Origin of the sequence: Ensifer sp. LC11, assembly GCF_001695835.1 — a bacterium.
Taxonomy (GTDB): domain Bacteria; phylum Pseudomonadota; class Alphaproteobacteria; order Rhizobiales; family Rhizobiaceae; genus Ensifer.
Genome location: NZ_MBSO01000067.1, coordinates 88,516 through 101,631, shown reverse-complemented (window position 1 = coordinate 101,631; position 13,116 = coordinate 88,516). Strand labels below are relative to the sequence as shown.

The window sequence follows — 13,116 nt, the reverse complement described above, 5'->3', positions numbered from 1 at the left end:
GGCTGCCGAGGGCGGAATACGATCCGGCGAAATGAGACCCGCCAGGGTTCTCGTTCATGTCGAAAGCGCGGCCCTAAGTTTGCTCGGCGATTGGCCGTAGGTTTTTGCGAATACCCTGGAAAAATGTCCGGCGTTCTCGAAGCCGACTTCGAGGGCTATGTCGATCAGTGGTGCCTTCGTCTGGGTGAGGAGGTGCTTGGCGCGCTCCAGTCGAAATTTCCTGTAGACGAGCGCCGGCGACATTTTCGCTTTCTCCATGAACAGGCGCTCCAATTGCCGGCGGGACAATCCGACGGACGCCGCCAGTTCGGGGATAGAGAGCGTGCTTTCGGTCTGCTGCTCCATGATGATGAGGGCCGCGTTTAAGCGAGGATCGTCGCTCTCGATTGCGAGCGGTTTTCTCGGCTGGACATGCAGGTGCGAGCGCGCTTTGTCGATCTGCAGCACCTCAAGCGCATTCCGCTCCGCTTCCTTGCTGATATGAAGGCGCACGATATGGGCTGCCATATCGGCCGCGCTGCTGCCGCCGGCGCAGGAGCCGCGGGTGCGATCGAGATTGAACAGGCGATCCGAGCGAACCTTAAGGTCGGGGAAACGTTCGCGGAACGCCTGGTAGTGGAGCCAGCTGACGCAAACATTGTGTCCTGTCATCAGGCCCGCTTCAGCCAGGATGAAGGTTCCCGTGCACAGGCCGATCAACGGCACTTTTCGCGCGGCTGCTTTCTGAATGAACCGAACCGTCTCGTCGTCGATCGGGTGTTGGCTGTTGAGCAGGCCGCCGACCACGACGATGTAGTTGAAGGGGGTAGGGTCGACGAGGTCCGACGTCGGCGCCACCTGCACGCCGCAGCTGGAGGTGATGAGATGCCGGGTGTTGCCGAGCACCTGCCAATCTGCGCGGATGCGGCCGGACTTGTCGAGTTCGTCGCTCGCAAGCCTGAGCGTATCGATGAAGAGAGCGAAGGCGGAAAGGGTGAAGGATCGGGCAAGCACGAAGCCGATTTTGAGGCGGCCGGCCGGAGCATTGTTGGATTTCATCGTCATCGGTGTTTCACGCTCTGGCCGCGGAATGCGCCCGCACCTTCGAGTTTGTCGACGCTTGCGCGGCGTTGACATAATCGAGCGGGTAACTGGCGGCGGTCGAGCCTTGCCTTTCGATTGTCAATGGGAGCCGAGCTTTGCCGCTTCGAGCGCGCTCCCATGGATTGGCGCTGGAAGTCGAAGGCGCAGCCGGACGCTTCTCGTTATCACCATGGGGAGCGGCCGGTTCTAAATTGCCCTTCCCACGACTTGCGCTGCCACGGTTACGAGCATCGCCGCAAGCGTAAGCGCTGCGCCAAGGCGTGCAGCCTTCATTCGTCGTCCGCGCGCACCGCTCCAATCATACCCCATCACTTCGCTCCTCGCGACCGGCTTCGGACGCGACCGCTCAGCTATCGGCCAAACCGCAGCGTGATAGGTCGCGGCTCTGAGTTACCGCTCATGCTGCAGCGATGTTGTCGATCGAGTCAAGCTTGCCTCTTCTTGCCCCTAGCAGTGGCGCCAGGGCTGCCGACTTTTCGCGTTTTTGAAGGCAGCTTCAAGGGCGGCCCAGCATCCGGCGTGACCACCGCCGATGACGAGCATGTCGCAATCGATTTCATTGCCTCCGGGACGGGCCTCCCGTGACCCTTGCGATAGTCATGCTCATGACAGGCATCCTTTCGATGAAGAAATGTCGTTGCGATTTAAATCTATGCAATGCATAGAGTTCTGAGTTGCCTTCCCTGGAGCCCACGCATGCTTCTCGCCAGCCTTGCCATGTATGTCAGCCCGCCGCCGGTCCAGGAGGCGACGCGGTTGTTCTGGGAAGCGTTGGGGAAACGGATACGTGGATACGGCCTCGAAGCGCCGAAGGCGCTCGACGAGACCGTGGCCTATAACGAGGCGTGGTTTCGTCCGGATCTGCTGTTCGGCCAGGCCTGTGGGTATCCCTATGTCCAGCACCTGCGGGGCAAGGTGCAACTGGTGGCGACGCCGACCTATGGTTTGCCTGGCTGTGACGGACCGCTCAAATGCAGTTTCATCATCGTCAATGCCGGTTCGTCGGCCGGCTCGATTGGCGATCTGCGTGGTGCGCGCGCGGCGATCAATGAACCGGGCAGCAATTCCGGCTACAACCTGTTTCGGGCCGCCGTGGCGCCCCATGCGATCGACGGGCGCTTTTTCTCGTCGGTCGTCGAGACCGGGGGCCACCGGGCAAGCATCGATGCCGTATCGAGCGGCGCGGCCGACGTCGCGGCCATCGACTGCGTTACCTTTGGCAACACGCTGCGTTTCGATCCCGAACGAGTGGCCGGCGTCCGTATTCTCGCGGAGACGACGAAGGGGCCGGGCCTGCCCTTCATTACCGCCGCCTCGACCTCGGCGAAGGACCTCATCATCTTGCGGCGTGCACTGGCCGAGACGATAGCCGATCCGGAACTCGGTGGCGTCTGTGATACGCTCTCGCTTGCGGGCATCAGCCTGCTCGGCGATGCCGACTACGAAGCGTTGGCCGAGCTTGACCGAGACGCCGCGCGCCATGGTTACCCCGCGATCGCTTGAGGGATGACGGGCGGCTTTGCGGCTAGCGGAAAGTGCATGCGACTTTGCGCCCGCCTTCGTCCGTCTGAGGGGCCGGGTGGACGCCGCCGGGGCAACGATGGTCGCGATGGAAGCGCCGCCAGCAAGCACCTGTCGACGCGTGGGATTGAATGTCATGGGACGTCCGGCCAAGGGCCAGGACTCGTCAAGTCGATGGAGGGATTAAACTCAATAATATATAAATTACATAGAATAAATATTCTCCGTTGATGCTCGCCAACACGACCAGTTTTCCGTTCATCGGGTCTTTCTTGCAAAGTCATACGGCGCGGCCCGAGGCAGCGTGCCTCTATATTGGCGCTTGAAATCTAATGCTTTTTCGCCACCCGGAATTCGCCTCATGTCCAATCGACCGTCATCCGACGCTCTCCCTCCGCAATCAGCTCTCTCCGTGATCGCTGGCATCGAATGGCAGACCCTGACGCTTGCCATCGTCATCTATGGCGGCTTCTTGGCACTCACCTGGTTCTGGCAATCGCTTCCGATAGTGGTCGTTGTCGGCCTTGGCGGCTGGCTGACCGCATGGCACGGCTCTCTCCAGCATGAGGTCATTCACGGTCATCCCACCAGAAACCGTTTCATCAACGATGCGATCGGCTGGCCGCCGTTGTCGCTCTGGTTGCCCTATGCGATCTATCGTGAAGGTCACCTGACGCATCACCGCGACGAGCACCTGACTGATCCGGTCGAAGACCCGGAGTCCTCCTACTTCACACAAGCCGCCTGGGATCGGATGGGCCGCCTTGGCCGCGCCCTTGCGGCCTGGAACACCACCCTCTTCGGCCGGTTGACGCTTGGCCCCCTGGTGATGATCGTCAGCTTTCTGGTGCAGGAGGCGGCGATGCTCAAAAACGGCGATCGCGCCCGGGCGACCCTCTGGATCACTCACGCGCTCGGCGTTGCCGCCGTCTTGGTCTGGGTCATTGGCGTTTGCGCCATGCCGGTCTGGCTCTATCTTCTCGGCTTTGTCTATGTCGGGGCGGCGCTAACCAGATTGCGTTCCTATGCGGAGCACCGCTACGCCGACAATCACGATGAACGCACCGCCATCGTCGAAAACAGCATCGTTTTCGGCTTGCTGTTTCTCTACAACAATCTGCATGTGCTGCACCATCAGCGTCCGGGTCTGCCGTGGTACCGGGTCCCGCTGCTCTATCGCAAACACAGGAGTTCTCTGCTTTCGATCAATGGTGGCCTGATCTATGATGGCTACCTGGATGTCGCGCGGCGTTACCTCTTCAAGCCACATGACGACCCGCGCCACCCCCGACATCGACAGCCAGCTCGAGCTGCAGTTCCAACCGTCAGGGCCGAGGAGAAAACCATGCGGCCACGGTGCGCAATCGCAGAGTAGTCGACCTCGGCGTCACAGGCTCGTGAACGAAAAAGGGCTCCTGTTTCCCAAACCCCACAGTTGTGCGGGGCCTCTCGTTTTGCCGTTGTGGTAGTTTCCCTTGCGTGTGAACTCGAAGGGGAGGCCGAAAATGCCGGGCACATTCTCTACCGCCGACATGGACGCCATTAGACAAGAGCATGAGGAATGGTGCCTTGCGAATGACGTCGACCCGAACAGTACCATCGGAATCGGGAAGGCGATGCAGATGTTGGCAGACTATAGTGGCAGTGCGAGCCGGCAATCACCAAAAGCATCGAACGCGCAGCGTACAAAGGTCCGCGCCTAGTCGCCGAAACTGACCCACACAAGCGAGGCTATTTCACCAATCCCAGCCGTCTCAAGCGACATTCGAAGTGGCTTTGGCACCGCGTCGGCAATTCCTGCGCATGATGCGCAAGCGTGGTCCGGAGGGGTGGCCGATGGATAGGCGCGCGCTGCCGGGCAATCCTTCGGCGGGCTTGGCCGGCGGACCTCAAGGCATTTGCAGCCGGCTTTTCAGGAGGGGCGCGGTTCAGAGGTTCTCCTTGAGAAGGACTTCGATGCGGATTTTGTCCTGTCCGGCGTGGGGTTCTCGTGCGTCGGCGCGTGCGCGCATGATGCGTATCGCGCTTCGCACTGCATGTCCTGGGTCCTGGGCAATCACCGCATCGATGTGCTCGTCGCGCAAACCGCTTTCACTGAACGGCGTGCGTTCGTGGACGACCACCGTGAGTGGTCGCAGATCCGTGTATGCCGCGGCCCCCTCCAAAGGAATCCGTGCCTCCGAACTCAAAACATAGATCGAGACAACATCCTGATTTCTTTCCAGGATTCTCCTGAGGATCTGCGCAGCCCTGCGTTCATCGCCATAAGTCTCGACCGAGGGAAGACACTGGAGATGAGGAAATTGCGAATTGATGACGTTGTCGAAACCGAAGCGGCGTTGGATACTGTCCAAGGACTGCATCGTCTCGGCCACGATCAGTACTTTTCCCGCTTTCCCGCCGACGAATCGACCGACTATTTTGGCGGCGGTCGCCCCGGCGGCGAAATTGTCGACGCCGACGAAGTCAGCGGTCGGAAGCTTTTCCTGTCCGGAAAGAAATTGCACGAACTTGATGCCACGCTCGATGAGGCGGCCGATCGCGTCGCGGACCTGCGGCGATTCCGGCGCCATCAACGCAATCCCGTCGAACTCGTTCTCGTCTACTTCGGACAAGTACTTCGCAACCTTGTGTGGATCGTCGACGGGAATCTGGACGACGTCGAGGTCGATAAGGTCGCCTTTCATGACCGCCCTCGCATCTTCCACCCGATGGATCAGTTCCGCCAGGTAGAGGTCACCGGTAGTCGGGAGAAGGAAGCGGAACCGGTAGCTCTTGTTTCGAGCAAGGCTAACCGCCGCAGGATTGCGGATAAATCCAATTTTTTCAATGGTTTCATTGACTTTTCGAACCGCCTTCTGGCTCACGTTCGGCCGATCGTTCAGGACGCGGTCCACGGTTGCGAGGCTTAACCCCGCCGCCTCAGCAAGATCTTTGGCTGTTGGCCGCATACGGAACTCCAGAAGTAATCATCCTGCAATCTACTCCATCAAAACCGTTCCAAAATCAACAATTGATGTGCGCACCTCAAAAATCGCTTGCACTGAGGTGCGCACCTCAGTATGAATTGTTAGGCGATAAGACGCGGGCTCCGAGTGCAGCCGCGCGCACCGCTGGTGCCAAGAGGATTTCGGTACGCCAACCGCCCGGCTCGGGCGTTTTCCTTCTGATGGAGGTCGGAAGGTACAAGGGGAGGAGAACCCAATGATGAAGCAGATGCTATTGAGCTCCACAGTTGTGATCGGAGCGTATTTTGCTATTTCGGGCGCTGCTGGCACGCATGCCGAGGCGGCCGAGCTGACCCTTTGCTGGGCGGCCTGGGATCCGGCCAATGCACTGGTTGAGCTGAGCAAGGATTTCGAGACCAAGAGCGGCAACACGATGAAGTTCGAGTTCGTGCCGTGGCCGAACTTTGCCGACCGGATGCTGAACGAACTGAATTCCGGTGGAAAGCTGTGCGATCTCATGATTGGCGACAGCCAGTGGATCGGCGGTGCCGCCGAGAACGGCCAGTACATCAAGCTCAATGATTTCTTCGACAAGGAAGGGATCAAGATGAGCGACTTCATTCCCGCAACCGTCGTCGGCTATGCGGAGTGGCCGAAGAACACGCCGAACTATTGGGCATTGCCGGCCTTTGGCGACGTGGTCGGCTGGACCTACCGCAAGGATTGGTTCTCTCGTCCCGAGCTCCAGGCGGAATTCAAGCAGAAGTACGGCCGTGACCTGGCCGTGCCGAAAACCTTTGCCGAACTCAAGGACATCGCCGAATTCTTCCAGAAGCGCCAGATCGACGGCAAGACCGTCTATGGTGCGGCCATCTACACGGAGCGTGGGTCGGAAGGCATCACCATGGGCGCCATGGATGTGCTCTACAGCTTCGGCTTCGAGTATGGCAATCCGAAGAAGGCCTACGAGCTCGACGGCTTCGTCAATTCGGCCGACGCGGTAAAAGGGCTGGAGTTCTACAAGGCGCTCTATGACTGCTGCACGCCTCCAGGGCATTCCGACGCCTACATGTCGGAGGACATCGACGCCTACAAATCCGGCCAGGTGGCGCTGCAGATGAACTTTGCCTTCACATGGCCCGGAATCCACGTCGATGCCAATGTCGGAGGCGACAAGTCCGGCTATTTCCCGAACCCGGCCGGCCCGACCGGCATCCAGTTCGCCCAGCTCGGCGGGCAGGGGATCTCGGTTGTCGCTGCATCCGACAAGCAAAAGGAAGCGCTCGACTACATCAAGTGGTTTGCGCAGCCTGAAATCCAGAAGAAATGGTGGTCGCTTGGCGGCTACTCGGCGTTGCGCTCGGTCGTCGAAGATCCGGGCTTCGCCACGAGCCAGCCCTATGCGCAGACCTTCCTCGATTCGATGGCGATCGTGAAGGACTTCTGGGCCGAACCCTCCTATGCGTCCCTGCTTCAGGCTTCCCAAAAGCGCTTCCACGACTATGTCGTGGCGAAACAGGGTACGGCCCAGGATGCGCTCGATGGTCTGGCGGAGGACTGGAAGGACATCTTCGAGGACGAAGGCAAGTACTGACGCAAACAGGCCGCCGCCTCCCGGCGGACAGCGTCCGTGCAGGGCCGGTCGTGTAACCGGTACCGGCCCTGCACGCCATCGTCTCAATGCCTTAGGGGAATAGCATGCTCCATTCTTCGATCGATCGCGTCGCGCACGCGACGCCGCCGGCGGTTGCGCAACGGATCAGAGGCCTGTCGGACCGCGCAATCGCCTGGATTTTCGTGGCTCCATCCATCGTGCTCTTGCTCGCCATCAACATATTTCCGCTGATCTGGACGATCCGGCTAAGCTTCACCAACTTCCGCGTCAACCGACCGAACGAGCCTGTTCAGTTTGTCGGTCTCCGCAACTACTTGAATATCCTGACCGATGAAGACATCTGGCTGACGATGCAGGCCACGGCCCATTTCCTGATCTGGACGATTGTCCTTCAGGTGCTGATTGGCTTTTCTCTCGCCTATCTCATCAACAAGAAGTTCCGCGGCAACGACCTGTGGACGACCCTCATCGTGCTGCCGATGATGCTGAGCCCCGCTGTCGTCGGCAACTTCTGGACCTTCCTCTACCAGCCGCAGATCGGCCTCTTCAATTATGCAGTCGGATTTTTGACCGGAGCGGATCCTTCCAGCTTCTCGATGATCGGCGACACCTCGCTTGCGCCCTGGGCCATCATCATCGTCGATACCTGGATGTGGACGCCTTTCGTGATGCTCATCTGCCTGGCCGGCCTGCGCTCCATTCCAAACAGCATCTACGAGGCGGCGGAATGCGACCGCGCCAGCAACTGGCGGCAATTCTGGACGATCACCATCCCGATGGTGCTGCCTTTCCTGATGCTCGCCATCCTTTTCCGCGGCATCGAGAACTTCAAGATGTTCGACCTTGTCGTGCAACTGACGGGCGGCGGGCCGGGCTCGATCACCGAACTGACGTCGATCAACCTTAAGCGTGAAGCCTTCGAGAAATGGCGCACCGGATACGCTTCCGCCTATGCCGTGATCCTCTTCGTCACCGTCTTCGGCCTTGCGTCGATCTATGTCAAAGCGCTCAACAAGGTGAAACAGAGATGAGCAGCTATTCCGTAACGGAGCCATCCGCACGGCAGAAGTGGTTCGCAGGCACCCTCGTCGTGCTCTATGCCGTCATCACCATTCTGCCCCTCCTTTGGATCATCGGCACGAGCTTCAAATCCCCCTCGGATGCCATTGCCTATCCGCCAAAGACGTTCTTCCAGCCAACGCTCGAGGGCTATGTGAACCTGTTCACCACGCGTACGCGGGTCACGGAAGAGCAACTGAAGCAGATGGGCGAGCCGACGACCTGGTACGATCGGCTCGTGCGCAAGGATGGACTGATCATCGCCGGGCCGTCACGGTTCACCGAGCGCTTCTATAATTCGGTCATCATCGGATTCGGGTCGACGGTGCTGTGCATCGTGCTCGGGACGGCGGCGGCCTATGCCTTCTCTCGCTTCAAGGTGCCGCTTAAGGACGACCTGCTGTTCTTCATTCTCTCGACCCGGATGATGCCGCCGATCGCCGTTGCGATCCCGATCTTCCTGATGTTCCGTTCGCTCGGGCTGAATGACACCCATGCCGGCATGATCCTGCTTTATACGGCGGTGAACCTGTCGCTGTCCGTCTGGCTGCTCAAGGGTTTCATTGACGAAATCCCGATCGAATATGAAGAGGCAGCGCTGATCGACGGCTACACCCGCTTCCAGGCCTTCTACAAAGTGGTGCTGCCCCAGGCGGCGACGGGCATCGCGTCCACGGCTATCTTCTGCCTGATCTTTGCCTGGAACGAGTACGCCTTCGCCGTGCTGCTGACGTCTGGTACGGCACAGACCGCGCCGCCCTTCATCCCGACGATCATCGGCGTCGGTGGCCAGGACTGGCCGGCCGTGGCCGCCGGCGCAACCCTCTTCCTTGTCCCCGTGATGGTGTTCACGATCCTTCTTCGCAAGCACCTGTTGCGCGGCATCACCTTTGGAGCGGTTCGAAAATGACAGCTTTCCTCAACCAGTTGCTGCGCCTTCGGCGCGGCGCGTGGGAGATGGTGGCTTCGGTCCTCATCGCGCTCGGCGTGCTGATGCTGATGCAGCCGCTGTCGCTGACGCTCTACTCTTTCTCGTTTCTTGTGACGCTGACCGGAACCGTGATGTTCATCATCGTCAGCCATTTTCCGGAGTAACCGATGGCACAGATCAGAATTGAGAATGTGCGCAAGGAATTCGGGGCGTTTACCGCCGTCCAGTCTTCGACCTTCACCGTGGAAGACGGTGAGTTCTTCATGCTGCTCGGTCCATCCGGCTGCGGCAAGACGACGACCTTGCGCATGATGGCGGGGCTCGAACTGCCGACGAGCGGACGGATTTATATCGGTGGCGAAGAAGTCGGCATGAAAAGGGCGAGCGAGCGGGATATCGCCTTCGTCTTCCAGATGTTTGCCCTCTATCCGCACATGAATGTGCGCAAGAACATCTCCTACCCGCTCGTCAGCCAGGGAATGAAGAAGGCAGAGGTAGCCACGCGCGTCGCCGAGGTTGCAAAGATCCTGAGGATCGAAGGTATTCTCGACAAGCCGGTCGGGGGGCTCTCCGGCGGCGACCGTCAGCGGGTTGCCCTTGGCCGCGCGATCGTCAGGAACCCGAAGGCCTTCTTCATGGACGAGCCGCTCGGCGCGCTCGACGCGGAGTTTCGCGAACATATGGCGGGCGAACTGCGTGCGCTGCATGATCGCATGGGCGCCACCACCGTCTACGTCACCCACGACCAGCTGGAAGCGATGCAGATGGGCGACAAGATCGTTGTCATGAACCACGGCGTCACAGAACAGTTCGGCCGGCCGCAGCAGATCTATGACTGGCCGGCGACGAAGTTCGTCGCCAAGTTCATCGGATCCCCGCCCATGAACTTTCTGGAGTTTGACGGCATGATCGGCGTTGGTGGCGACAGCATCGATCTCTCCGGCAAGAAGGTGAAGGTGCCGGCTTCGCGCGAGGGCCGGGCCGGCTCGCTGACCCTTGGTGTCAGGCCGGAGCACATCCGGTTCGTCGATGATTCCGCCTATCGGGGTCGCGTCATCGCCGTCGAATATCTCGGTACGACGCAGATCGTCACGCTCGATACGCCCAATGGCGAGCTCAAGGCGCGCACGCCATCGAGCCAGGCTGCCCGTGCCGACGAACTCATCGGTCTCGATTTTGATGCGCGAACGCTGACGCTCTTCAACGCGGAGACGGGCCGTGCTCTTGTCTCCGAAGCCAATGAGGGAGTCTTGCGCCGTGGCTGAAGTCATCTTGCAAAATGTGACGAAGACGTTCGGCGCTCAGCGTGCGCTCGACGATGTCTCGATGACGATCCCGAACGGGTCGTTCGTTGTGCTTCTGGGGCCGACGGGGGCCGGAAAAACGACGACGCTGCGCATGGTCTCAGGCCTGGATACGCCCGATAGTGGCGAGATCTTTATTGGCGGGCTGTCCATGCACGGGCTGACGCCGGCGCAGCGCAATGTTGCGATGGTGTTCCAGCAATACTCGCTCTATCCGCATCTGTCCGTGCGGCAGAACCTGGAGTTTCCGCTGAAATCTCCGCTGTTGAAGACGCCGCAGAAGACGATCGACGAAAAGGTGAACGCGATCGCGGAAGTCTTACAGATCTCGCACAAGCTGGACAACAAGGCGACCGCCTTGTCTGGTGGGGAGATGCAGCGCGTGTCGATCGGGCGGGCGCTGGTGCGCAACCCGCAGATATACCTCATGGATGAGCCGCTGAGTTCACTCGACGCGAAGCTGCGGGCGGATCTGCGCGTCGAACTGAAGAATATCCAGGCGAAGTCCGGGGCAACGCTGCTCTACGTCACGCACGACCAGATTGAAGCGATGACCATGGCGACGCATATCGGCGTGCTGGAAGAGGGCAGACTTGTGCAGTTCGGTTCGCCGAGAGAAATCTACGAAACACCGGTAAGTGTCTATGCCGCGAGCCGTCTCGGCCAACCGCGCATCAATGTCCTGCCGGCCGACCTGTTCCCGGGTGCCCCAGCGAAGGCGAAGTCGATTGGTCTGCGCCCTGAGCATATCGTTCAGGGAAGCGGCGAGGATGCCCTCGTCACGCGTGTCGAGCATCTCGGGGACCAGACGCGTCTCCACCTCTCGTTCAAGCACCACGATCTCATAACGGTCACGGACCCCCACACCGGGTTCCGGGGCGGTGAGACAATCAAGATTCAGCCAAGCAAGCCGCTGTTCTTCGACGCGGCCGGAATGCGTATCGTTTAAGGAGGCGAATATGAGTCAATTCATCAACCGCAAGGAAAATGCGGTGACGGAAGCGGTCGATGGGGTTCTCGCCGCATCCGGTGGCGCGCTCAGTCGCCTCGATGGCTATCCACATATCCGGGTGGTGCTACGTTCCGATTGGGACAAGGATCAGGGCAAGGTTGCCCTGGTTTCCGGTGGCGGGTCGGGGCACGAGCCCGCGCATATCGGTTTCGTCGGCAAGGGCATGCTGACTGCGGCCATCTGCGGCGACGTCTTCGCATCACCGAGCGTCGATGCGATCCTCGCTGGCATTCTGGCCGTCACGGGACCGGCCGGCTGCCTGCTGATCGTTAAGAACTACACGGGCGACCGGTTGAATTTCGGCCTCGCAGCAGAGCGCGCGCGGGCCTATGGCCTCAATGTGAGCATGGTCATCGTCGACGACGACATTGCCTTGCCCGACCTTCCACAGCCGCGCGGCGTTGCCGGCACACTGTTCGTGCACAAGATTGCCGGGGCGCTGGCTCAGCGCGGCGCAGATCTTGATGCAATCGCCAGTGCGGCACGCAAGGTCATATCCGGCACGAGGACGATCGGCATGTCGCTCGATACCTGCACGGTGCCGGGCTCTCCGAAAGAGCATCGAATTCCGGAAGGACATGCCGAACTCGGCCTTGGAATCCATGGCGAGGCAGGCGTCGAGCAGATCGAATACTCTGACGCACGACATGCCGTTGCCGCCATGGTCGAGCGGCTGAAGGCAGCGATGGCCGACAGGCCGCATGTCGCGCTTGTCAACAATCTGGGCGGCACCTCGATCCTGGAGATGTCGGTTCTCGCGCATGAGCTGGCCCTTTCCGCCATCGGCGACAGGATCGCGCATCTGGTCGGACCAGCTGCGATGATGACATCGCTCGACATGCGCGGTTTCTCGATATCCGTCTATGCGGCCGACAAGGTCGAGTTGGAACTTTTGTCCTCCCCTGTTGCGCTTCCGGCCTGGCCGGGAATGACGGAGATCAAGCCCGTATCGGTCCTGGCCCTTCCCGATGGCTTGACCCCGATCGCTCCGTTGCCCTCGCGGCATGAGCCGACGAAGCAGTTTCTGCTTGCCTGCTGCAATCTCCTGATCGGTGCGGAGAAGGAGTTGAACGCGCTCGACGCCAAATCCGGGGACGGAGACACCGGATCGACGCTGGCAGGCGCAGCACGGGCTCTGATTGACGCTATGGACCGTTTGCCTCTTTCGGACCATACGCAGCTCTTCCGCGCGATCGGACAGGAATTGAGCCAGACCATGGGCGGTTCTTCCGGCGTGCTTCTCGCGATCTTTTTCGCGGCAGCCGGAGACGGTGCGTCAAGCGGGCTCTCCATCGGAGAAGCGCTGAAGGCAGGTCTCGCACGCATGCAGGAAATCGGTGGCGCGCAGATCGGCGACCGCACCATGGTCGACGCTCTCGCACCGGCGCTGGATGCACTCGACGCAAGCATGACTGCGGCGGCCGAGGCGGCCCGCGCCGGCGCCAACCTGACGGCGACGCTCGTGCGGGCGAAGGCGGGGCGGGCCGCCTATATCAATGCCAAGCAACTCGAGGGGCACATCGATCCGGGTGCCGAGGCTGTCGCTCTTCTGTTCGAGCATCTGGCCCGACGCCCGGCATTCAATGCGGTTCGGCCGGAGACCGCAACGGCCGGCTGACGCTTTGCTGCTTGCCGGAAAATAA

Annotated in this window: 11 protein-coding genes; 9 read left to right on the top strand and 2 right to left on the bottom strand. The window is 60.4% G+C overall.

The window, feature by feature from the left end; translation table 11 throughout:
- Positions 1-54 precede the first annotated feature (54 nt).
- Complete coding sequence (locus BBX50_RS27275; protein WP_065778415.1) at positions 55-1,044, bottom strand: GlxA family transcriptional regulator; 990 nt, start codon at positions 1,042-1,044, stop codon at positions 55-57.
- Between the two features lie 735 nt (positions 1,045-1,779).
- Here BBX50_RS27275 and BBX50_RS27270 point away from each other — a divergent pair.
- Both BBX50_RS27270 and BBX50_RS27265 read left to right on the top strand, forming a co-directional pair.
- Positions 1,780-2,586 carry a PhnD/SsuA/transferrin family substrate-binding protein gene (locus BBX50_RS27270; RefSeq protein WP_065778414.1) on the top strand — a complete coding sequence of 269 codons (807 nt, stop codon included), beginning with the start codon at positions 1,780-1,782 and terminating at the stop codon, positions 2,584-2,586.
- 379 nt (positions 2,587-2,965) lie between these two features.
- The gene (locus BBX50_RS27265) at positions 2,966-3,979 is read left to right on the top strand and encodes a fatty acid desaturase (RefSeq protein WP_083213833.1); all 1,014 of its coding nucleotides are present in this window, start codon (positions 2,966-2,968) and stop codon (positions 3,977-3,979) included.
- A 553-nt stretch (positions 3,980-4,532) separates the two neighbouring features.
- On the opposite strand, the gene BBX50_RS27255 is transcribed toward BBX50_RS27265, so the two are convergent.
- On the bottom strand, positions 4,533-5,555 hold the full coding sequence (locus BBX50_RS27255; protein ID WP_065778412.1) for a LacI family DNA-binding transcriptional regulator: 1,023 nt from the start codon (positions 5,553-5,555) through the stop codon (positions 4,533-4,535).
- 256 nt (positions 5,556-5,811) lie between these two features.
- Here BBX50_RS27255 and BBX50_RS27250 point away from each other — a divergent pair, with 256 nt between their 5' ends.
- The 7 genes from BBX50_RS27250 to BBX50_RS27220 all read left to right on the top strand — a co-directional run bounded on the left by BBX50_RS27250 (position 5,812) and on the right by BBX50_RS27220 (position 13,091).
- Positions 5,812-7,146 (top strand): extracellular solute-binding protein, encoded by a 1,335-nt coding sequence (locus tag BBX50_RS27250; protein ID WP_083213845.1) that lies wholly within the window; start codon positions 5,812-5,814, stop codon positions 7,144-7,146.
- 104 nt (positions 7,147-7,250) lie between these two features.
- Complete coding sequence (locus tag BBX50_RS27245) at positions 7,251-8,198, top strand: sugar ABC transporter permease (RefSeq protein ID WP_065778411.1); 948 nt, start codon at positions 7,251-7,253, stop codon at positions 8,196-8,198.
- Entirely contained in the window at positions 8,195-9,136 is a 942-nt protein-coding gene (locus BBX50_RS27240; protein WP_065778410.1) for a carbohydrate ABC transporter permease, read from the top strand. The genes BBX50_RS27245 and BBX50_RS27240 overlap by 4 nt, the downstream gene beginning before the upstream one ends.
- Complete coding sequence (locus tag BBX50_RS27235; RefSeq protein WP_065778409.1) at positions 9,133-9,321, top strand: hypothetical protein; 189 nt, start codon at positions 9,133-9,135, stop codon at positions 9,319-9,321. Before BBX50_RS27240 ends, BBX50_RS27235 begins: the two co-directional genes overlap by 4 nt.
- Positions 9,322-9,324: 3 nt before the next feature.
- Positions 9,325-10,422, top strand: coding sequence for an ABC transporter ATP-binding protein (locus BBX50_RS27230; protein ID WP_065778408.1), 1,098 nt, complete (start codon positions 9,325-9,327; stop codon positions 10,420-10,422).
- A complete protein-coding gene (locus BBX50_RS27225; protein WP_065778407.1) occupies positions 10,415-11,410 on the top strand; it encodes an ABC transporter ATP-binding protein in 996 nt (331 codons plus the stop codon). The genes BBX50_RS27230 and BBX50_RS27225 overlap by 8 nt, the downstream gene beginning before the upstream one ends.
- 10 nt (positions 11,411-11,420) lie before the next feature.
- Positions 11,421-13,091, top strand: a complete 1,671-nt coding sequence (locus BBX50_RS27220) for a dihydroxyacetone kinase subunit DhaK (RefSeq protein WP_065778406.1) — start codon at positions 11,421-11,423, stop codon at positions 13,089-13,091.
- Positions 13,092-13,116: the final 25 nt, after the last annotated feature.